Below are 21,566 nucleotides of genomic sequence, written 5' to 3'. Positions count from 1 at the left end.
GTAATGTTCGCTATCTATCACACATCAAAGCCCTATTCAGCTTGGCTTATTAATTCATTATCGCCGTGACATGACATCCAGTTCATTGATATGTCCGCGGTATATGCCCTTTCTTCCCGGTCATCGGGATTAAAGGGCATTTTTTTCATGAAATTATTAATGCCTGATGCAATGATTGACGAAAGTTGTTAATAATGGACGGTACTCCATTTTGTTGATTATCCATTCTATAAATCTCCTGTGATTAGGCAACTCTCCTAAATCCTCTCCGTTAATTTTTATTAGCCCGTTTGTCGTTAACTAACGCTCAAGTCTGTACCATTGCGCATATCATAAAATTAACCTTATTAAGGAGGGTTCTGTATGAAAGGGAAAAAAGGAAAAGCAGCTGGCGGTTCATCTACCGGTAGCACTTCTACTGGCAACAATTCCACTGGCCATAAATCCACTGGCCATAAATCCACTGGCCATAAATCCACTGGTAATAAATCCACTGGTAATAAATCCACTGGTAATAAATCCACTGGAAAATAATCTACTGGTAATAAATCCACTGGTAATAAATCCACTGGAAAATAATCTACTGGCAACACAGCTACTGGTATCATAACTACTGGTATCACATCTACAACAACAACATCTACTTCATCAAGTTCAAGTTCAAGTTTAAGCTCGTCCACTGGACGTGGCAAAAAAAGAAGAAGATAGATAGTTAAATATATAATGCTTCCGCTTGATTGATCCTGATTAATCAAGCGGAAGTATTTTATGATATTACGGCTTCATTAAGGTCAAGACTGTCCATAAAACATCTTATACAAGGAAGGAAGGTGAGTGTATGTCTTATCATATTCCATCTTATTTCTTAATGATAGAAGAAGAAGATCTAGAAGATTTACGTGCGGATATTTGGAGCGATAACCCTATTCCTGCCAATTTGAAAGTAGAAAACGACATTTATGTTATCGATATTGCCTATCGGGGTTCTTATACCCGCAAATTCCGAAAAAGGTCCTATTGGATTGATTTCATCGAGCCAGAACGATTCTTTGGCGCCCACAAAATCCATCTCAATGCCGAATACAGAGATCCTTCCCTCATTCGCAATAAACTCTCACTCGATTTCTTTCAAGACCTTGGTGTCCTTTCCCCTCATAGCCAACACATCAACCTAATCCGAAATGGCACGTTTAAAGGTGTGTATTTACAATTGGATTCCGTCGATGGAGTTTTTTTAGAAAAAAGAGGACTTCCTGCCGGCCCGATTTATTATGCTGTCAACAATGATGCCAACTTTTCATTGAAAAGGGATGGGATAGCGAAAGACTCCCTTACGTCAGGCTATATACAAGCGTTTGGCAAACCCGCCGATGATGAATATCTAATCGAATTGATCAAAAAAATCAACACCACCCCACTTGCAAAGTTTCCTGAAGTAGTCTCGCAACATCTTGATATCCATAAATACTTACGCTGGCTGGTTGGAGCCGTTTGCACCATGAATAACGACGGTTTCACTCATAACTATGCACTATACCGCAATAGTAAAACGAAGTTATTTGAAATCATTCCTTGGGATTACGATGCCACTTGGGGACGTAAAGTCAATGGAGGGATCATGGAGCACACATATGTCCCTATCGGAGGAAAAAAGACAAACCACCTTATTCATCTGCTCTTGCAGGTTCCGGAATACAGTAAGTTCTACAAAGACCTCTTGGTTGAAACATTAGAAACCACATTTACTGTGAAGTATATAGAAAATAAAGTATTACCACTGCACCAGGGCATACGCCCCCACATCCTTCATGATCCATATAAAAAGAATAAGATTGATCTATTCGACAAGGAACCGGAATTCACCTTCGAATTCATTCGCAAACGCAGTGCTTACTTAAATAAACACCTTGGTAGCCTAGATGAAAAAAATGCCACGACACAACTGATAGCCAAACAAGACCAAAAAAGGGGAGTTGCTTCCATGTCACCAATCTGCATTAAAAATACGGGGAAGTATGGCAGGGGAGTATATGCTACAAGGGATATTAAAAAAGATGAACTCATTGAGGTATCACCTATCATCATTTCACCCAAACATGAATGGAAATATCTAAAGAAAACCGCACTCTTTCATCACTGTTTCTATTGGGGAGATGATGATGAAACTGCCATTGCCTTAGGAAATGGTTCACTATTCAATCATTCATACACTCCAAATGCGACATTCGATAATAATTTTGAAGATTTAACGATAGACTTTTATGCACATAAAGATATAAAGGCTGGTGAGGAAATCACGATCAATTACAATGGTGAACCTGATGATAAATCCCCGCTATGGTTCGATGTCATCGAGTAGGCGTTTTTTGCTTCCATTTTATTTTGAAAGAATCCATTTCGAAAGGTCGAAATGGATTCTTTTTTGCAGGGATATTTGAACTTACATTTTATTCGGCGCTGAAATTCCCAATAAACTTAGCGCATCCTTTAATACAACCGCCACGGAAAAAGCGAATGAGAGCTTCATTTGTTTGCATTCATCTTCAACTAAGATTTTGGTATGTGCATAATACTTATTGAATGCACGCGATAAATGCAAGCTGAATTTCGCGATTTGTGATGGGTCGGTTTGTTCAAATGATTTTTGGACAATGATCGGGTATTGCTCCAACAGCTGGATGACCGGCCACGCATATTCTCCTAAAGCTTCAAAAGTGAGGGACTGCTCTTTAAATTCACCTTTTTCAAGCAATGAGGAAATTCGCGCATATGTGTACTGTACATATGGACCCGTCTCTCCCTCAAAATTCATCATTTGCTCTAATGAAAAATCAATATCATTCATGCGGTTATTTTTTAGATCATTAAAGATGACCGCTCCGACACCAACCTGTCTTGCAACCAGTTCCTTCTGTTCAAGCGCTTGATTTTTTTCTTCAATATTGCGCTTCGCAGTTTCGATTGCCTCTGCCAATACATCCGCAAGCAGCACGACTTTCCCTTTACGTGTCGACATTTTCTTGCCGTCTTTCAGCATCATGCCAAATGCTACGTGCTGCAAATCTTTTGACCATCCATACCCCATTTTTTCAATGACATTAAAAAGTTGCTTAAAGTGCAGGGATTGTTCGTTTCCGACAACATAAAATGTTTTCTTCGCCCCGTACTGTTTTTTACGATACATGGCTGCAGCCAAATCACGCGTCGCATAAAGTGTCGCCCCATCGGTTTTTGTAATCAAACAAGGCGGCATATCTTCCAATTGCACGACATAGGCACCTTCGGATAGGGTAAGCAAGCCCTTTTCTTTTAGCTCCCCGACAACAGCATCCATTTTGTCATTGTAAAACGCTTCGCCGGCATAGGAATCAAAACAGATGCCCAATAAATCATAAATCGTCTCGAATTCTTTTAAAGACGCATCCCTGAACCATTTCCACAGAGCCAGTGCTTCCTCGTCCCCATCTTCAAGCGACTTGAAGCTTGCGCGCGCTTGTTCATTCAACGATTCGTCCGTTTCAGCTCTTTCATGGAACTTCACATAGATTTTCAATAATTCCTGAATCGGCGAAGCCTCGATTGCCTCTTTGTCGCCCCACAGCTTATACGCGACGATCAACTTGCCGAATTGCGTGCCCCAATCTCCTAAATGATTGATTCGGACGGCATCGTAGCCATTTTTTTCGGCAATGTTAGCCAGTGCATTCCCTATGACCGTTGAGCGTAAGTGCCCCATGGAAAAAGGCTTGGCGATATTCGGGGATGAGTAATCAATCACGACATTTTCCTGTACAGGCTGCACCGAACCATACTGATCCTTTTCCCTTAATATCGTTTGCAGCACGTTTTCCGTCACCAGCTGCTGATTGACGAAGATATTCAGATAACCACCCACAACGTTCACTTCTTGGAGCAACTCACTGTTTAATTGTTGGGCTATTTCAGACGCAATCACTTGAGGTGATTTTTTGAATTTTTTTGCAAGAGTAAAGCACGGAAAGGCGACATCACCTAACTCCATCAATTTAGGCTTTTCCATTAATTTCTCTATTTCACTTGCTTGCATTTCATTGTTCAAAGCAGTTGAAATCAATTCTGCAATTGGCTTATTCATCGACATTTTCCCTCCTAAACAAAAAAGCCCCCGCCTCTAAATAAGAGACGAGAGCATGAATTCCCGTGGTACCACTCTAGTTGCCACAATTGTGACCACTTTCCATTGTTAACGAGGTGACTCCCCGATGTTCCCTACTAAACGTTTCAAGAAATTTCTCCAAAGTGCGCTTCATTCATCCGTCCTGCATTAGGCTCCCACCATCCCTAACTCGCTTTCCATTTCGTCATGAACTACTCTCTTCATCACAGAATTTTCAATATTATAATTTAATCTATCGTACACAATTAAAAAAAACGTGTCAACAGGATTTAAGAAACAAATCCTAACCAGCCGGTAACTTCATTTTATCCTTGATGGTCGAAAAACATTTCCTTACTGTCCCTATTGTGCCGCTTTGCTTATTAGTCGCTTCCATCTGGGATTGACCATCGGCTAACAGCCCTAACACTCCCATTTCCCGGTCATTATTGCTGGGGGACCCGTCTATAAGTTCTGTGGAGTATATTCGCTTGCCGTCCATTATGCCGCGAATCGAGCAGGCTAACTCTTCACCGGGGCTATCCTTCAATAAATAACCACTTACATTAGCTTTCAATGCGAGTTGAAAATAACCAGTCCTTCGAAATGTCGTTAAAATGACGACTTTGCATTCAAATGACTTTAATGCTTCTGCTGCCTCAAGTCCGCTCATTACAGGCATCTCCATATCCATGATACACACATCAGGCTGTAATTGGTGTACAAGGGCCATCGCTTCTTCTCCATTACTGGCTTGCCCGACAATTTCTATATCTTCTTCAAGATTGAGTAGAGAACTTATTGCCTCTAACAGCATTTGCTGATTCTCTGCAATGACAATTCGAATCATTTTAAGTTCTCTCCTTTATCGAGTTCCTTATATGCAGCAAAGACTCCCCCAAATCCAAGGATTATTAAGGGAGTCTGGAATGATACATGAACGTTACAGTTCAGATTTCACTTGAACGGGAACACTTTTTTTCGTTAAATATTTAATGTCCTTGAAGCTAACAAAATTCTTGGATTCCTCATCCCATAAACGGAAACGGAGTGAGCGCAAGCTTGTCGCAAGAGTAATCGTTGGAACGTTCTCTAAAGGCTCTGTATTATTGTGCGCCATTTCCAATTTATAGTTAGGTACCCTTGGACTTAAATGGTGAACATGATGGTAACCGATATTACCTGTAAGGAACTGCATCAGTTTTGGAAGCTTATAGAAAGAACTTCCTTCCACTGCCGCCAATACATATTCCCACTCCTCATTCTCTTCGAAGTAAGAGTCCTCGAATGTATGCTGGACGTAAAACAGCCAAATGCCCACTGAACCAGAAATCATGAAGATGGAACCTTGTACCAGAAGGAACGACTGCCAACCTACTGCCAGGCAAAGCAATGCCACTAAAGCGACGATTATTACATTCGTCAAATACGTATTCATCTTTTCCTTCTTTCTAGCACCTTTACGGTTAAATCTGTTTTTAAGAAGGAAAACATAAATGGGCCCCAAACCAAACATAACCAATGGATTGCGATAAAAACGATACGCAAAACGAAGTTTAAGCGGTGCAGCCAAATACTCATCCACCGTAAGGGTCCAAATATCCCCCGTCCCTCGCTTATCCAAATTGCCGCTTGTTGCGTGATGCACAGAATGCTCATGTCCCCATTGATCAAACGGGAATAAAGTCAAAACACCCATGATCGTACCGACTGTTCTATTCGCACGGCGGTTTTTGAAAAATGAATGATGCGTGCAATCATGAAAAATGATGAATATCCTTGTCAAGAAACCAGCAGCAAACACAGCTGGAATTAAAGCTAACCAATAAGAAACGGAAAGGCTTATATATGCTAGGTACCATAAAATAATGAATGGCCCCAAGGTATTGACGATCTGCCATATACTTTGCTTTGTCGTTGATTGTTCAAAAGGAGCAATTTGTTTTCTCAAGTTTTTCGTATTTTGCAAGGTCATTATTCAATTGCACTTCCTTTTATTTGTCGTTATTTCATATTATAAAGAAAGCAGCATGAATTTATTAGTACCAGGTGTCATGACTAGAAGATGACAAATGTCATGTACAAGTCATTTTCAGCTGCAAGCGTAAAAAAAGGCCAACCAGTAAAAACTGATTAACCTGTTCATATGTATAGGATTTCGTTATCATGAAAAACGGGACTATCAATATCAGGCCACCAGTCCAGCAGTAAGCAAAATAATTCGTCCTACCATAGAGTGGAACAACAATACAGAATCGGAATTAGATTCCCTATTTTCTCCTATATAAGGCCTTTCCACAATGTACCTCTATTTTAAAGCGATTCTCCATAGTAAACTAGTAAAGTTAAATTTTACAAAGGGGAATAAAATCATTGTGAAAAAATTCTTTGGATGTTTTATTATATTAAGCCTTCTTTGTATATGTCTCTATCCACCCAGTGGTCATTCATCAAGCAAAACCCTTTACATAGGTTCTGTTAAAGTGGACAATACAAAAGTTTTTAGTTCTCCTAAGTTAGGTTCCACTCAATTAAAGCCCTTAAAAAAGGGCGAGGTGTTTCCCGTCATTTCCACTTCCGTCGGAGATTCCGCGGGGCCTATTATCCATAAAGTAAAGGCTGGAAACACATTATGGAAAGTAGCAAATCAATATGGTGTTTCACTAAGTGAGCTACAAAAAGAAAATAAATTAACTTCACCCGAAATAAATATTGGCCAAAACCTGAAGATCCCCCAGAAATATAAGATCCATAAGGTTGTATCAGGAGATACATTGTGGAAGATTTCCACTAAATATAAGGTAACCACAAGTGATTTGACAAAATTAAACAAATTACATACGGTTACCCTTAAAGTTGGCCAAAAATTGAAGATTCCTGATTATTACTACCAGGTTCAATTGCTTGATGGTAAAAAGGGATGGGTAAAGACATCCCAGCTTCAAAAAAAGGCGCAAAAACCTATCGTCATGGGCTGGACGCATAATGGATCGAAAGAAAACTACACCCAACAAATGAAACAACCTAATTTAAATGTAGTATCTCCCCGTTCCTATACGCTGAAGGATTCCGGTAATTTCGTTTCCGTTTCTGCGGATGCAAAATTCGTCCAAAACGCCCATAAACAAGGAAAACAAGTTTGGCAGCTTATCGGTAATCAATTTGACCCTGTTTTAACTGATTCTGTACTAGGCAATACAAAAAATCGCCAGAAATTAGTTTCAGCTTTACGTGATTCACTTGTTAAAACTAAAAGTGATGGAATAAATGTAGATTTTGAAAACATCGATCCAAAAAGCAAGAAGGACTTTGTACTTTTCATAGGCGAACTAAAAAAAGCCTTAAAACCGCATGGAATTAAAGTGTCCGTGGATGTCACCCGAGAAAATGAAGACCCTTTTTGGTCAAAAAGTCTGGATAGGAAAGCACTTGGCAAAATAGCGGACTACATCATCATAATGGGTTATGACGAGCATTGGGGAGGGAGCCCGGTAGCCGGGTCCGTTTCCTCGTTACCTTGGATCAAAGAAGGAACGAAGCTTTTAATGAAAGAAGTACCTGCCCATAAGATCATATTGGCTGTACCATTTTATACGAGGGAATGGGTAACCGATTTATCGACCAAAAAAGTGAAAAGTCATGACCGTACCATGACTGAAGTCAACAAAATCATTTCATCTCACAAACTTAAAAAGGTATGGGATAAAAAGGCGCAGCAAAATTACGTGGAGTATACTTCCAAAGGGGAAAAGCATCAAATATGGATAGAAGATAAAAAATCGGTGAAGCTCCGTATTGACCTGGTCAAACAAAATCATCTAGGCGGTGTATCTGCTTGGTACCTTGGCTCAGAAACCACTGACATTTGGGATGTCTATCATTTTAATCAATAGATTGATAGAAAAACCATAAAGAAAAAAGGCCTCACATTGTGTGCGGCCTTTTTTGCATGACATCCTTTTCATTCGGTCTTGTCGTCTTAAGTGAATAGAGCACACCAATAAATATCAATGTAATGCCCAAGATTTGAATCCTGTCCGGTTGAAATCCTGAAAGAAGAATATCCAAAAGGATGGCTACTGCCGGATCGACAAAAATCATGAAAGATACTACATTTGTAGGCAAATGGCGGATACTATTAAAAAACAGCAGATACACGACGCCTGTATGGATGATGCCGGTAAGTACCGTATAAAACCATTCGGAAGATTTTAGCGTTGTGTAGACTGAAAAATCGACAAAAGGAATCAGTAATAGAAATCCAATGAACATTTGCAGAAAGGTGGTCGCGTATACACTGGTCTTTGAAATGCTCTTTCCTAAAAGCATGGTTGCCGCATAGAAAAATGCAGCAATGATCCCATAAATGATCCCTTCCCATTCAGGGGTCGATGATCGAAATCCATCTGTTCCCATAATGAATAATGTGCCAATGAAGCAAAGTGAAATGGCCAGGATGGAAAATAAACTCATTTTCTCCCTAAAGATGAAGCTCCCGAAAATGAGTACAATGATCGGCGCTAAATGATAAAGCGAAATGGCAATTGTCACCGATATCAGTTCGAAAGATTTAAAGAGGAATATCCAGTTCAACAAGTTGGCCACCGCGCAGAAAATGATGAGCATTACCTCTCTGGAATTCCATATTTCGTTCTTGAAATGTCCTGTCATCATCCAAGCTGCACATAAGAAAATGGCAGCACAAATGCAGCGAACAAAAACCAATTCCAATGCAGGAAGTCCTGATAGTCCTGAAAAGAAACCGACAGAACCAAAGATCGTCATGGCTAGAGACAGTTGAAGAAGTGCTATTTTATTCATATGATTTCCCCTCAAGAATTTCCCATTTTTTACATTCATACTAACATTTCTCGGGCATGCCGTCACGTGTGATGATATTCGCCCACATGTGATCTGGAATCATTAATGTACACCTGCTATCGCGCGGCAAGGTCGTCATGATCTCGTCTTCCCTTCCTTCTTTTATTTTGGCGACCCAGTCCGGTTCCATCAGTAATTCTCTTCCTAATGCGAAAAGCGGTATATTTTTCTCAAGCACAGCATTTGCTTCCTCTGGAGTATGAATCGACCCAAGTGATATGAAACTGGTCCTGCCAGCGATGACATCGCGGAGAATTTCGGTCCTTGTCAATCCTCTGTTCAATCCGCTTCTAGGCATGGACCAGACATTTTTAACAGAAAGATGTAAATAGGAAAGCCCCTGAGTTGCCAATTTATCTACCAGTGCAGCTGTATCATCCATTTTCAATCCGTCCTCTTCCGGTTCTTCGGGGGAGAAGCGATACCCAATAACGAATTCCTTGTCTGCGTATTGATCACGGATCCGCTTCACTTCCGAGATGACGGCAAGTGGAAAATGCATTCTATTTTCCAAGCTGCCTCCCCAATGATCTCTCCGCCTGTTAGAGTGGGGTGAGAAAAACTGCTGAAGGAGATATCCATTCGCTCCATGGATTTCCACGCCGTCGAATCCTGAACGAATGGCATGGAGGGTGGCTCTTCCAAAGTCTTGAAGAGCGGATAGAATCTCAGTGTGGCTCATTGACCTTGGAATATACTCCCCGCCCATTTCTTTATAAACGCTCGCAATGATTCCGCTCGGACTAACCATTTTTTCTCCGCCTGTACAGCTTGGCAGGCTCTCGCTTCCGCCATGATGAAGCTGGAGAATGGCTTTTGCACCTTTTGATTTGATTGTTTTTGAAAGCTGTGTGAGTCCAGCGATACTTTGTTCATCATACACTTTCATTTGCCTGGGAAAGCTTGTCGCAACTGGGGAAATGGCGGCAGCGGCAGTAATGAACATCGCAGGCCCATCTGCCCTTCTTTTATAGTAAGCCAATTCCTGGTCAGAAACCAAGCCATCCTCTTGACCAGAATAAGTGGTCATCGGCGCAACTACAATCCTGTTTTTAAGAACCGTTCCATTAGAAAGCATGTACGGTGAAAAAATTTGCACGTATTTCCGTTTCATCATTTTTCATCACCCATTCGTATTTTATATTTGTGATTTTATTGTATTCTCGGCCACATCATAAGTAAAATGAATGTTTTTCATTACTTGGATTATAGATTCTCATGTATAATTTATTACAAGAAAGGTGTGGGGCATATGAATTTTTTTCAGCTGGAAGTGTTTTTACATGTTGTTGAACACGGAAGTTTTACGAAAGCGGGAGACCGGATCGGACTGACTCAATCAGGAGTAAGCCATAACATTACAGCGCTTGAAGCGGAGCTTGGTGTGACTTTATTAAAGCGTGACCGAAAAGGTGTAACTCTCACGACTGCGGGAGAGCAGGTAATTCCACATATGCGGGCAATCGCTGCCAACCTTGCACATATCGAACAAAAAATTGCAGCTGTGAATGGAATGGATATCGGGAAAATAACTATTGGCAGTTTTCCAAGCTTCACTGCCAGATTCATACCGCAGCTATTCTCTGCCTTTAAAGAAAAATACCCTAATATCGAATTGCTGATCCATGAAGGTGGATATGAGGAAATCTTAAAATGGATCGAAGAAGGAGCAGTGGACATTGGCTTTGCAGCAAAACCGGTGAAGAACGCGGAATTCATCCATCTGCTAACAGATCCTTTATCAGCTGTCGTATACGAAGGCCATCCACTTTCAGGGAAAACCGTAATTAACCTTGAGAACTTCGTTGATGAACCATTCATCATGCTGCGTTCTGGCTGTGAAACACTCATAGAAGATAGATTCCTGGAAGCCAAGATAAAACCAAACATTTCATACGACATTAAAGACAATCAAACCGTGCTCTCAATGGTAGCAGGAAAATTAGGCATCACGATTATGCCCGACCTGGCTTTACCGGAAAAACCCGAACGCATCAAAAGACTGCCCTTGAATCCGGAACTTTCCCGGGAGATAGGCTTGGTCATGAAATCATCTAAACACCTTTCACCCGTCGCAAAGGAATTTACAAAAGTCGTTCAAGACCATTTCATCGAGTAATGAGCTGACATGATGAAGAAAAAACAAGAACCCCCTTTTCATTAAAAAGGGGGTTCTTCATGCCAGTGATCATCCAAAGAATAGATCTAGCAGATTACTGCCTGCAGATGATTGCCTATTATAAAACTCCGAATATCCGCACTGCTTGCAATACACAACCGTAAATTGATTATTCTGGACATCGAACATTTTTGACAAGCCTGTTCCTGTCATGGCTACATCCTTCTTGGCAGCATCATTGCTTCCGCATTTCATACAACCCTTTTCGCTCATGATTCTTCATCTCCCAATTTATTAAAATGATGAATGCCGCTAAATACCGGAGCTTCCCAGCACCGTTCATAATTAAATATACGGATAAAATGGAAAAAAGTTTCAGCCAACAACGGAAAATAAATCCAAGACTGTTGATATTATCCCCTTAAGGTAGGCACCATTATCAGGAGGCGAATTTATTTTGGCTAAAAATGAATTCGATAAACTGGCGAAGGGAATGACGCTAAACACATGAATCTCCGAGAATGATATAGTAAAATTAAGGCAAGAATAAAAAAAAAGGCAAGGTGCTCTAACACCCTGCCCAAAACATCATAGAATTCCCTTCAAGGGGGAAAGCTTACTCAGGTGTTACAAGAGAAAAATAACCACCCACTAGCTTGCTGCATGGGGTGGTTATTTTTTGTTTATGCACAAAGATAAAGCTTCATATACGCTCATGTAATCCCCCCTTTCTGTAAGGGGCAATACAAGAAGCTTCCACCCATGAAGCAGACTATTACATTTATACTATTATCATAGGGAAGATTCCTAAAGGAATCCACATTGATATTTTATAACCCCTGACATTAACTACTAATCCCTCTTAATTGATTGAACATCATCAGCATGGCTTTTATAGTAAGTGATAGATGAGGTTTTTTATGAACATAATGTTTATCGCATCGCTTTCTTAAACGGCCGAAACTCTTAATCGAGGACACTCGAGAAAAAACATTACATGACCTCTGCATCGTCCAATCGTATTTCTGCAACCCTTCCACCTGGAACACACCAAAATTCTAAAGTAATATTCCGTTCATGGTCAATGTAGCCGATAATATCTGCTCCCTGTTCATAACTTTTATAATAATGATCTCCATACTTCGAAAGAACGTCCGCTTTCTTACTCCCTAACTTTATACCTTTGCTTGTTTGCAGGGAGTTGTCAAATGAATCGTCGTCCGTACTTGAAATGATTAACCGCATAATTTTCCCTTTATCCTCGTCTGTATTGCTAGAGGCCGTTTTTAACCCGCCTTTCCAATAATAATAATCATATGCATTATTATTATCTTGATCGATGGGTTCTCCATATTCCCTAATAAATTCTTGACTCGATATGTTATCCAAAACCTTGAATCCCCCGATGGATTCATCGGCCAAATCCGTTGATTTTGTCAATTTTTCAGAGAATGCCGAGTACACATAGAAACCTAATGCTGCCCCAATAATAATAAGTACAATAATGAACTTTCGTTTATCATGCATTTTTCCCATCTTTGAATCTACTCCATCTCTATCGGATTATTTCCGTGGGTCGACTATTCTGTATTGGAGCTACTAACTGGCGAACAGGCAGGAACTGATCCCTATTATGAGTCCTCCGCCTATCCCGATCACTACACCAACAACTGACCATCGTGAAATGATCATGCCTAGTAGAAATAAAGAGAATCCTATAAGCCCAAATTAACAGAACCTTATTTTCCATTTTACATCCATATGTCCTACTAAATATCCTCATATTATCTTATACGGATAAATATGGATAAAGGTTTCACTTTTTCAAGCAGCTACTGGCTCATGCATTCTATGTTGCATAATAAAAACCGAAATCAGCTACTGATTTCGGTTTTTTCGACTATTTAATTAGTGATATCTTTTTTCTGGAAGAAGAAGAAAGTTAACGCTAAAAAGATAATATAATAGATGCCGAGTACACTCATTGAAAATCCAAGTGTAGCTCCATCGAACATTTCCATGGTTCCGGAAATATAGCCCCTTAAATCAAGGTGGGGGAATAAGACGAATTTTAACCACTCGTATTTGCCGATGAATGATTGAATGACCATATTTAATGTCGAGGAAGCAAATAGGATGAAAATGGATATACCTACTGCAAGTGCTTGGTTTTTAAATAATGTGCTTAGCATGAAAGCGATGGTCGTGATGACCAGGAATCCTGGTATCCAGTAAACGATCATGTCCACGAAATATTCGCCGACTACCACAGGACTGAATTCACCGAAAGATGCGGGATCCATGATTTTGTCTGAATACGAACCATTGCCAAAGAATATGATACCGATAAGATAACTGAATATAAGTAGGCTCGCAAGTAATAACGCTGCAAATAACAAGGAAGTAATATATTTGGAAAGTAGAATCTTCCAACGTTTATAAGGCCTGATCAACAGTTGTTTAATGGTGCCATCCGAAAATTCAGAGGAAACGAGCGAGCTGCAAACAATAACGACGAATAAAGTGACAAATGATGTTAATGATGTAGTCCATTCCGCCATATAGGTCCAATTCGTGTTCAAGTCAGGGTTTATATCATCAGCCAACAGTTGCTTGTTGAGATTGATATCTTCCTTGATAGCGGCTTTTTCATCTTCACTGATTTCCTTAGCTTTCAAAGCCTTTTCCTGTTCTTGTATATCTGCCTTTAACTCTTGCTTCCAATCTTTACCCGATTCTTCGGGACTTAGTTTATAATCGATGACTGCAGTCCCTAATGCTGCCAATAAAAGAAAAGCGATGAATATATAAGTTGATACTTTTGAAAAGATTTTCATCCATTCATTTTTTACTAAGGACATCATACAGACTCCCTCATTTCCTGCTCAGTGATTTCAAAGAATTTATCTTCCAGTGATTTTCTAGTAATGCCAATTTCATAGACATCTAGTTGATTTTCAATAAAGCTCCTATTTATATCGGCCGTTTGTTCACGAGAGGCCGATACGGAGATTGTCTTCGCATCATATTTCAGAATCGTAATATCCCCAAACTGTTCTTGAAGGATTTTTTTAGCTAGCTTTCCATCACTGACAGTGAATGAAACTTCATTGATCGTTTCGGTTTTTTCATCTGAAATATGTTCTTTCGTATGTATCAGTTTTCCCTTTTCGATAACGGCAAAACTATCGCACATCAATTGCATTTCCGATAGTAAATGTGATGAAATCAATATCCCGACGCCTTCACTCGCCAGTACTTTCAAATAATCACGAAACTCGCGAATCCCTTGCGGATCCAAGCCGTTCGTCGGTTCATCAAAAATCAATAACGACGGTTTATGTAAAATGGCCTGTGCCACGCCAAGGCGCTGTCGCATCCCTAATGAATAGGTTTTAACCTTCTTATCGATGGCATGATCCAGTTTGACAAGCTTAATGACCTCTTCTATTCTCTCATTGGATATGTCATTGGATGACATTCGGGCATAATGGAGGATATTCTTTCTGCCTGTCATGTACTTATAAAACTCCGGGTTTTCAACAATGGCCCCCAATTGATTCATTGCACCTTCGAAATCATTATCGAGGTCACTGCCATTGATCATGACAGTACCGCCCGTACGATTGATGAGACCTGTGATCATACGGATGATCGTGGTCTTCCCTGCCCCATTCGGACCAAGCAAACCAAATATTTCATTACTTTTTATTTCAAAGCTAACATTGTCCACAATGGTTGCTTTTCCAATTTTTTTAGTTAAGGATTGAACCTTAAGAACCGATTCAGACATATAATACCTTCCTTTTTTCATTTTTTCCAAAATCACACAAACCCTACATTACCATATAATGCATATTATTACTATACTGATATTCTTCTTTTTGGGTATATTGAACCAATGCCTCCATCGGCGTCACCTTCCCGCCCGCATTATCATAAACACTTTTTTCCTCGAAATAGCAACAACTCCTATGTACCGTTTTCTTTTTAATACGTTTTTGTTTGAATAAAGTTCCAGGGTTATTTTATCTAATTAGGAAAATTTACGGATAATCACAAGTTGAGAAATATATAAGTAAAGCCAATGGAAATGGCCAGGCCCAATGCAAAAAGAAGGACTTTTCTAACAATGGATGGTAAAAGCCTATATATCATCATTAAAATTACATCGATGAAATTCATTGGTATTCCGGAGCCGAACTCTTTGATCTCTTTCTTCTTGCCAAAAACGGCGAACCACATTACAAAAAGACCACATAAAATAAAAATGATGGAAAAAATCTTCAATCCCATAGTATGCCACCCATTTCCTCATAGGTTTAACGATATTGTTATATTCTTATCTTAACTGGGGTTTCCTGATTCAAGTTTCAAAATGAATTCTTCAACCTCTTCCCCTCTTGCATGGGAATACCCTTTGTCTTCATCGAATCTTTCAAATCCGCATTTTTCCAGAACCTTGATGGATGCGAGATTATCCTTGGCTGCGCGGGCATAAAGAGGGCGGACCTTTATTTTCGGCAAAAAATTGAGCAGTGCTTCTGTAGCGATTCCCTTACCCCAATATTGCTTCCCGATCCAATAACTCACTTCAGGGTTACCAAACTGTTCAAACCTGAGAATGCTGCCCGCAACACATCCGTTGTGGATTATGGTCATTTTTTGAATATCCCGGTTCGATAAGATGTTCTTCCAGTGTATCAAAAAAGCCATTTTGTCTGTTGGATCCTTCGATGTGAAAGCAGCCATATGGTTTGCGGCAGGATCCAGTTGCTGCTCGAAAAAGATAGGTAGATCACTCTTCTTGACCTCCCGCAGCAAGACTCCTTCGTCATTGGTTTGTAATCCCATAATATCACCCTCCGCACCAATTCATTAAAAACCGGAAAAACCGAAGACTCTGCCATCTTCGGCGTGGTTTCATTCCTTTATCATACTATAATTACCTTCGAACGCTTATGGCTCAATATGTTTGATAACTTCAGACAAGCTCTTATCCATCATGGATCGGAGGCGTAAATGATGATTTTCAAAAGCTAAAGCTTCCGTAACGGGATTAGGAACGATTACACACTTTAATCCTGCAGTCAGGGCTGCCTGAAGACCATTTAACGAATCTTCGAATGCTACGGCTTCTGTGGGCCGAATGCCCAGAACTTCAATTGCCTTTACATATAAATCAGGCGCAGGTTTTACTTTTTCAACATCATCCCCTGTGATCAGAACTTCAAAATAGTTTAACAGTCCAAGTTCCTCCAAATGATGAGTGACCCACTCTTTCGTCGAGCTTGAAGCGAGGGCGATTTTATATCCATTGTTTTTTGCTTCTTCTAAATAATCCTTTACACCTTCACGTGCCTGTGATGTTTTCATTTTGACTTCATGAAGGCTTTTTGCCCTGGATTCAATTTCTTCAATATTACAACTTTCCCCCAGCTGATCCTTGAAGTACTGATTAAGTTCAGTATTATCCGTTCCGATACATTTTACGAAATGTTCAAGAGGCAAATCAGATTTATAAAAAGCCATCGTTTCTTTATAAGCCTCATACCAAGCCGTTTCTGTGTCTAAAATTAAACCATCAAAGTCGAAAATAACTGCTTTAATCATAATGATTTCCTCCTTTAACCTTGAAATGGAATTTCCATTAACATAAACGTACATGAATGAATTCACTTGTTCAACAAAACGGTTCCGTCCGTTTTCTGGAAAGTTTGTTTTTTCCCATAATTAGTTAATCGCTAAGGATATGGTAACCCGATGTCCGCCTCATTTCTTTTTTATATGTTACATGTTTTAACAATTACTTAGTGCCTTCGCGGTGTTTTTCCTTAACTGCGCCTAAAAGGGTGATCCTTTAACGAATTGTTTAATTGCAGGAAACAACGAGGAGGAAAAACATGAAGAAAATTTTATTAACGATCCTAACGGCTTCTGTATTCATTCTAGGAGTTTGCATGCCAACAAAAGGCGAAGCCGCTGCTTTGGATCGCACACTTTCATTTGGAATGAGTAATAGTGATGTTAAAGACTTACAAGAATTATTACTGACAAAAGGGGTTTTTCCCTATCATGAAGCAACAGGTAACTTCGGACCGATTACAAAAGAATCCGTCAAGAAGTATCAGGAAAAATCAGGACTGAAAGTCGATGGAATAGCAGGAACACAAACGAATCAGAAAATACAGGTACTAAAAAGCGGGGATATGGGAAGGCCTGTAGCTGAACTGCAAAGATTATTGAAGGCCTGGGACGTTTACACATCAACGATCGATGGCATTTATGGAACAGGTACAAAGCAAGCCGTCATCAACTTTCAAAAGCAAAAGGGATTATCCGCTGATGGAATAGCCGGTGCTCGGACCTTCAGTAAATTAAAAGAAAGAGCAAGTTCAGCAAGCTCTGCCGTTAAAGAAATAACGGTAACTAGTACAGCATATACAGCGAGCTGCCAGGGATGCTCCGGCACTACAAGAATGGGCGTTGACCTAAAAAAATATGATGATGCCAAACTGATAGCCGTTGATCCTAACGTGATCCCGCTAGGCTCCATCGTGGAAGTCGAAGGCTATGGACAAGCAATCGCTGCAGATACGGGCGGCGCCATCAAAGGAAACAGAATCGATGTATTCATCAAGGGTGAAGCGGATGCTTTAACGTGGGGAAGAAAGCAAGTGAAAGTGAAAGTAATTAGATGATGCGTAACATAAACAGCGTTTTTATATAAAAATAGATACATAACCAAACCGAAAGAGCATGTATTCAATCCATTCATGCTCTTTTGGTCTGATCAAACCATTTTGTACATGATAATATCATCGACGTATTCACGTTCGCTCATCTTGAATTCCTTTATTTTACGGCCCTCTTCAACAAATCCCATCTTTTTATACAGTGATATTGCCCGCTGATTTGTTGAAAATACTCCCAAGCTCACCTTTTCAATGAACGGATTTGCCTCTGCCCATTCCAATAACGCTTTTAAAAGCTCCTTTCCAATTCCTTTCCCTCTGTAATTTTTCCTGATCATCATTCCAAATGAGCCCTTGTGAGACATTCTCTTCCTATTCTCCGATTGAAACACGATCCATCCAATGACCTCACCATTTTTTTCGGCCACGATGATGGTTTCCCGTTCATTTTCCAATAACGTTCGTATCCAATCCCTCTGTTGTTCTGGTGTTTTATTGAACTCCTCCGATACCGCAATAAAATACTCTCCTTCGGAAATAACGGAATTCTGTACATCCAAAACCGCTTCCGCATCCGCCAATTCACCATTCCGAATGATGTGATTTTTCATTTCTGACATTCCCATCCCCCTTAATGAACCATGTTCGGATCGAAGTGAACAATAGGACGGCTTTCGATGATTCTTTGTTCGATATTTTTCACGGTTTTGATTAATTGACCATCCGCATTCTTCAAATCATACTTTTTATGAAAAAAATTATATAACGTTAGGTCCCTTAACTTTAAAAATAGAGGAATCGTTTCGTATGCCTCAGGTGCCAGGATATTTTCCGTCTCATAGCCTTTTATGAATGCCCTCATGAACTTGGCGGCATATTCATCAAGCCCTTTTATCCCTTCACGTTCCAAGCTCCATATCAGATAGTACAGAGGGATGGCCAAATCGCTGGCAAACCAGTGATAAGAACAGTCATCAAAGTCAAAAACATGAATCTTCCCCTCATGAAAATGGAAATTGCCGTTATGTATATCAGAATGGATCAATCCAAAATTATCTTGATGAACTGGAAGGGCATCTAAATTCTTCTTGATTGATTCTTGTTGGTGCATCAATTGCCCTGTAACATCGGATTGGTAGAGTTCAGCATTCAATAGTTCCTCTTCATGCCAATCCAGCCTTCTATATTTTGTTTCAGGCTGATAATTTTTTGTTTGTTTATGCATTTGGCCAATCGTTCTTCCCCATTCAAAAAATAAAGGTTCATCGAAATTTTCATCGGTGACTTTCATCCTCACACCAGGAGCTTTTTCAAACAGGCAACAATAAAATTCCGTACCATCCGAACCCTTTACAATTTCAACTAAGTTATTTTCTTTCGAAGAGAGAACTTTAGGAATTTCACTACTATTATTCTGTAAAAATTCAATCCATTTTAACTCAGCAAGCACTTGACCTTTTGTACGATGCGATTGATGTGTCATTCTTAAGATATATGGCGTTCCATCCCTGTAAACCTCAAATACATAGTTCTCTGCATCTCCAAGTTTAACCGGATCCCCAGCATTCACTTGAAAAAAATGCCCAGCCAATTTCACCAATTCCATAGAAAAAATCCGCTCAACAGATGCTTCCATGATCATCACTCCTTAATGATATTGCTAAAAAAAGGCTGTTTTCGCATACTTTGTTGCGATTTAACAAGTAATGCGTTGTGGTTGATTTCCCCTCCAGATGCTCGCTTTCCGCGGGGCGGGCGGTGAGCATCCTCGGCGTAAAAGCCTGTGGCCCGCTGCTCCCGCAGGAGTCTCGCACTTGCGCTCCAATCAACCTTAAATCGTTTCGTTTTAAAAACAACAATCTTTACGAAAAGAGCCAAAATAAAAACGATTTATACTATGCTTTATACGATACCAAAATGCCTTTTCCCTTTATTTGTATATCATTCTTTTTTATTTAAAAAAATAGGGGAAAGTGTGATTTTGAACAAGATCAGTGTAATCGAGCGTTGCATGAAACCGCGTTAAGGCTGTATACGCGAATCATCCAGAAAGCCTTAAGGACTATACGAAACAAGATTCCATCATCCTTAATATACAACGTACATGCGAATCCTCGATTGACCTGGCCATGCATATTGTAGCTGATCAAAGACTTAGGTTGCCTCAATCAAGCAGGGATGCTTTTGATAGGCTGAGGGATCATTCAGTTATTGATGAAGATATAGCAAGGCGCTTAAAAGCTATGGTTAGATTTAGAAACATTGCTTTTATGATGACCAAAACATTAATTTAGACATTTTAGAACAAATCGTAGTGAATCATCTCAGCGATTTCACTGCGTATACAAAACAAATCCTGAATTTCCACGGAATGCGGTGAAAGAGGTATCCAACAAAAGCTCTTCCTTTTCATACTTCAAAAAAAAAACGCCCAATAGGGCGCGTCCAAAATCAAGTTTCCGTTTCTTCTTCGTTCGCTATTTTATTGAACTTCAAGATCGTTTCTTCGATTACTGGATTATTGAATTCCTCTTGGATGGCTGATTGTACAAATTTATCTTCACCATTCATTTCATCCCAAGCATTAACTTTGTAATCTTGATCCCGACGATTTGATTTACCGTTTTGTTCCTCATTATTTGACAACTGTCTTCACCTCTTAAACATAGTAGAGTTCGAACCAATCATAAGCAGAAAAAGATAACTTTTTAAAAATCTTCCTTGATTGAAATGGGTGAACCCGTTGAGGTATGTTGATTAACCCAGTCAAGCGACACTTTTGAAACGGCATTCCACTCAGGTATTTGGGCTTTATGCTGTTCCACCCAGCTCATGCAATATTGCGGGTCTATATTGCTTTCTTGGGATTTCGCCAAGAATGACTGAATTGTGGTTTCGGTACAGTTTTCCCATGATCCACATGTATCCTGCCAAATATGCTCCATTTTCATTTGTATATTATCGTTAACCATTGGGTTTCCTCCTTAAATGAATATTACTTTTTGATATCTTAATTAAGTATGTCCAAGGCTAAATAAATCATTACAAAAATGTTCAAATAGATCTTTTCAGCGAAAAAATGAATTTACAGTTGTAAAAATGATGAATAAACTGATTCCGATGAACAAAATCCGCCAGCACCAATAACTGCCTACTTCAATCTCTTCAATTGTATTGAAACAAACCAAAATACAGAAAACTCACTCGTGAATTCCACACTTTTACTCGTGAATTTCACGCTTTTACTCGTGAATCGGTGTTTTACTCGTGAGTTTCAGCGATTTACTCGTGAATTTAGCCGATTTACTCGTGAATTTAGCCTGTTTACTCGTGAATTTAGCCGATTTACTCGTGAATTTCACACTTTTACTCGTGAATCGGCGCTTACTCGTGGGTTTCAGCGATTTACTCGTGAAGCTGATTACTCAGCTATTTCCACTCACAGCGTTTTTCTAAATGAGTAGCACCATTTATCATAATCCAATTTCTCTTCATAGAAACGGTGGGCATCGTTTCGCTGGATTCCGGATTCCAATGCCACATAGGCAGCTCCGTTTTCTTTTGCCCAGTCATGTATATAATTCAATAACTTCTCTCCATATCCAAATGATCGGTGGGCAGAATCTGTTACAAGGTCATAAATAAATACGTGTCGTTTATTATAATAGTTCACTCTCCAGCTTATACCAGCCAAGGATACAAACTTGTTATCCTTTTATAAAGCAAACATACTGTA

21 protein-coding genes, 3 pseudogenes and 1 other annotated feature are annotated in these 21,566 nt (G+C 39.7%); of the genes and pseudogenes, 6 read left to right on the top strand and 18 right to left on the bottom strand.

What is annotated here, in order from left to right:
• Window positions 1-347: 347 nt before the first annotated feature.
• Complete coding sequence (locus ACFVSH_RS14025) at window positions 348-755, bottom strand: hypothetical protein (RefSeq protein ID WP_387706449.1); 408 nt, start codon at window positions 753-755, stop codon at window positions 348-350.
• An 83-nt stretch (window positions 756-838) separates the two neighbouring features.
• Between ACFVSH_RS14025 and ACFVSH_RS14020 the strand changes: the two are divergent.
• Window positions 839-1,918, top strand: a pseudogene (locus ACFVSH_RS14020) (CotH kinase family protein); the annotation flags it as partial.
• 63 nt (window positions 1,919-1,981) lie between these two features.
• Window positions 1,982-2,359 carry an SET domain-containing protein gene (locus tag ACFVSH_RS14015; protein WP_387603732.1) on the top strand — a complete coding sequence of 126 codons (378 nt, stop codon included), beginning with the start codon at window positions 1,982-1,984 and terminating at the stop codon, window positions 2,357-2,359.
• Between the two features lie 81 nt (window positions 2,360-2,440).
• Here the strand turns inward: ACFVSH_RS14015 and argS are convergent, their stop codons facing one another.
• The 3 genes from argS to desA form a co-directional block, all read right to left on the bottom strand.
• On the bottom strand, window positions 2,441-4,120 hold the full coding sequence (gene argS / locus ACFVSH_RS14010) for an arginine--tRNA ligase (protein WP_387706447.1): 1,680 nt from the start codon (window positions 4,118-4,120) through the stop codon (window positions 2,441-2,443).
• Window positions 4,121-4,154: 34 nt separating this feature from the next.
• Window positions 4,155-4,372, bottom strand: a binding site (T-box leader).
• A gap of 67 nt (window positions 4,373-4,439) precedes the next feature.
• Complete coding sequence (locus ACFVSH_RS14005) at window positions 4,440-4,985, bottom strand: response regulator (RefSeq protein WP_387706445.1); 546 nt, start codon at window positions 4,983-4,985, stop codon at window positions 4,440-4,442.
• Window positions 4,986-5,078: 93 nt separating this feature from the next.
• On the bottom strand, window positions 5,079-6,110 hold the full coding sequence (gene desA / locus ACFVSH_RS14000) for a Delta(5) desaturase DesA (RefSeq protein ID WP_387603389.1): 1,032 nt from the start codon (window positions 6,108-6,110) through the stop codon (window positions 5,079-5,081).
• Between the two features lie 508 nt (window positions 6,111-6,618).
• On the opposite strand from desA, the gene ACFVSH_RS13995 reads away from it, so the two are divergent.
• A complete protein-coding gene (locus tag ACFVSH_RS13995) occupies window positions 6,619-8,028 on the top strand; it encodes a LysM peptidoglycan-binding domain-containing protein (protein WP_387603386.1) in 1,410 nt (469 codons plus the stop codon).
• 31 nt (window positions 8,029-8,059) lie between these two features.
• On the opposite strand, the gene ACFVSH_RS13990 is transcribed toward ACFVSH_RS13995, so the two are convergent.
• Both ACFVSH_RS13990 and ACFVSH_RS13985 read right to left on the bottom strand, forming a co-directional pair.
• Window positions 8,060-8,956 carry a DMT family transporter gene (locus tag ACFVSH_RS13990; RefSeq protein ID WP_387603383.1) on the bottom strand — a complete coding sequence of 299 codons (897 nt, stop codon included), beginning with the start codon at window positions 8,954-8,956 and terminating at the stop codon, window positions 8,060-8,062.
• Between the two features lie 40 nt (window positions 8,957-8,996).
• On the bottom strand, window positions 8,997-10,133 hold the full coding sequence (locus ACFVSH_RS13985) for an NADH-dependent flavin oxidoreductase (RefSeq protein ID WP_387706443.1): 1,137 nt from the start codon (window positions 10,131-10,133) through the stop codon (window positions 8,997-8,999).
• A gap of 135 nt (window positions 10,134-10,268) precedes the next feature.
• On the opposite strand from ACFVSH_RS13985, the gene ACFVSH_RS13980 reads away from it, so the two are divergent.
• Entirely contained in the window at window positions 10,269-11,135 is an 867-nt protein-coding gene (locus ACFVSH_RS13980) for a LysR family transcriptional regulator (protein ID WP_387603378.1), read from the top strand.
• A 69-nt stretch (window positions 11,136-11,204) separates the two neighbouring features.
• Here ACFVSH_RS13980 and ACFVSH_RS13975 read toward each other — a convergent pair whose 3' ends face one another.
• The 7 genes from ACFVSH_RS13975 to ACFVSH_RS13945 all read right to left on the bottom strand — a co-directional run bounded on the left by ACFVSH_RS13975 (window position 11,205) and on the right by ACFVSH_RS13945 (window position 16,748).
• Entirely contained in the window at window positions 11,205-11,408 is a 204-nt protein-coding gene (locus ACFVSH_RS13975; RefSeq protein WP_057276417.1) for a zinc ribbon domain-containing protein, read from the bottom strand.
• A 720-nt stretch (window positions 11,409-12,128) separates the two neighbouring features.
• Window positions 12,129-12,671, bottom strand: coding sequence for a hypothetical protein (locus tag ACFVSH_RS13970; protein WP_387603375.1), 543 nt, complete (start codon window positions 12,669-12,671; stop codon window positions 12,129-12,131).
• A gap of 368 nt (window positions 12,672-13,039) precedes the next feature.
• A complete protein-coding gene (locus ACFVSH_RS13965) occupies window positions 13,040-13,996 on the bottom strand; it encodes an ABC transporter permease (protein WP_387706441.1) in 957 nt (318 codons plus the stop codon).
• A complete protein-coding gene (locus tag ACFVSH_RS13960) occupies window positions 13,996-14,928 on the bottom strand; it encodes an ABC transporter ATP-binding protein (protein WP_387603369.1) in 933 nt (310 codons plus the stop codon). Before ACFVSH_RS13960 ends, ACFVSH_RS13965 begins: the two co-directional genes overlap by 1 nt.
• Window positions 14,929-15,191: 263 nt before the next feature.
• Window positions 15,192-15,431 carry a hypothetical protein gene (locus ACFVSH_RS13955; RefSeq protein ID WP_387603367.1) on the bottom strand — a complete coding sequence of 80 codons (240 nt, stop codon included), beginning with the start codon at window positions 15,429-15,431 and terminating at the stop codon, window positions 15,192-15,194.
• Window positions 15,432-15,482: 51 nt separating this feature from the next.
• On the bottom strand, window positions 15,483-15,989 hold the full coding sequence (locus ACFVSH_RS13950) for a GNAT family N-acetyltransferase (RefSeq protein WP_387706439.1): 507 nt from the start codon (window positions 15,987-15,989) through the stop codon (window positions 15,483-15,485).
• A 105-nt stretch (window positions 15,990-16,094) separates the two neighbouring features.
• On the bottom strand, window positions 16,095-16,748 hold the full coding sequence (locus tag ACFVSH_RS13945) for an HAD family hydrolase (RefSeq protein ID WP_387706437.1): 654 nt from the start codon (window positions 16,746-16,748) through the stop codon (window positions 16,095-16,097).
• Window positions 16,749-17,038: 290 nt separating this feature from the next.
• On the opposite strand from ACFVSH_RS13945, the gene ACFVSH_RS13940 reads away from it, so the two are divergent.
• Window positions 17,039-17,836 carry a peptidoglycan-binding protein gene (locus ACFVSH_RS13940; RefSeq protein ID WP_387706435.1) on the top strand — a complete coding sequence of 266 codons (798 nt, stop codon included), beginning with the start codon at window positions 17,039-17,041 and terminating at the stop codon, window positions 17,834-17,836.
• Window positions 17,837-17,928: 92 nt separating this feature from the next.
• On the opposite strand, the gene ACFVSH_RS13935 is transcribed toward ACFVSH_RS13940, so the two are convergent.
• Window positions 17,929-18,450, bottom strand: a complete 522-nt coding sequence (locus tag ACFVSH_RS13935; RefSeq protein ID WP_387706433.1) for a GNAT family N-acetyltransferase — start codon at window positions 18,448-18,450, stop codon at window positions 17,929-17,931.
• A gap of 11 nt (window positions 18,451-18,461) precedes the next feature.
• Complete coding sequence (locus ACFVSH_RS13930) at window positions 18,462-19,466, bottom strand: phosphotransferase enzyme family protein (RefSeq protein ID WP_387706431.1); 1,005 nt, start codon at window positions 19,464-19,466, stop codon at window positions 18,462-18,464.
• A gap of 327 nt (window positions 19,467-19,793) precedes the next feature.
• Between ACFVSH_RS13930 and hepT the strand changes: the two are divergent.
• Window positions 19,794-20,210 (top strand): annotated as a pseudogene (hepT, locus tag ACFVSH_RS13925) (type VII toxin-antitoxin system HepT family RNase toxin).
• A 71-nt stretch (window positions 20,211-20,281) separates the two neighbouring features.
• On the opposite strand, the gene ACFVSH_RS13920 reads toward hepT, so the two are convergent.
• From ACFVSH_RS13920 to ACFVSH_RS13910, 3 genes and pseudogenes are all read right to left on the bottom strand, one after another.
• Window positions 20,282-20,476: a hypothetical protein gene (locus ACFVSH_RS13920; RefSeq protein ID WP_387603750.1), complete on the bottom strand. Its 195-nt coding sequence runs from the start codon at window positions 20,474-20,476 to the stop codon at window positions 20,282-20,284.
• A 62-nt stretch (window positions 20,477-20,538) separates the two neighbouring features.
• Window positions 20,539-20,802, bottom strand: coding sequence for a hypothetical protein (locus ACFVSH_RS13915; RefSeq protein WP_387603350.1), 264 nt, complete (start codon window positions 20,800-20,802; stop codon window positions 20,539-20,541).
• A gap of 467 nt (window positions 20,803-21,269) precedes the next feature.
• Window positions 21,270-21,530: pseudogene (locus ACFVSH_RS13910) on the bottom strand (GNAT family N-acetyltransferase); the annotation flags it as partial.
• Window positions 21,531-21,566 lie beyond the last annotated feature (36 nt).

It is taken from the genome of Peribacillus sp. NPDC058002 (genome assembly GCF_042886655.1).
Taxonomy (GTDB): Bacteria; Bacillota; Bacilli; order Bacillales; family DSM-1321; genus Peribacillus; species Peribacillus aracenensis.
This window is presented reverse-complemented; position numbering and strand designations above follow the sequence as displayed.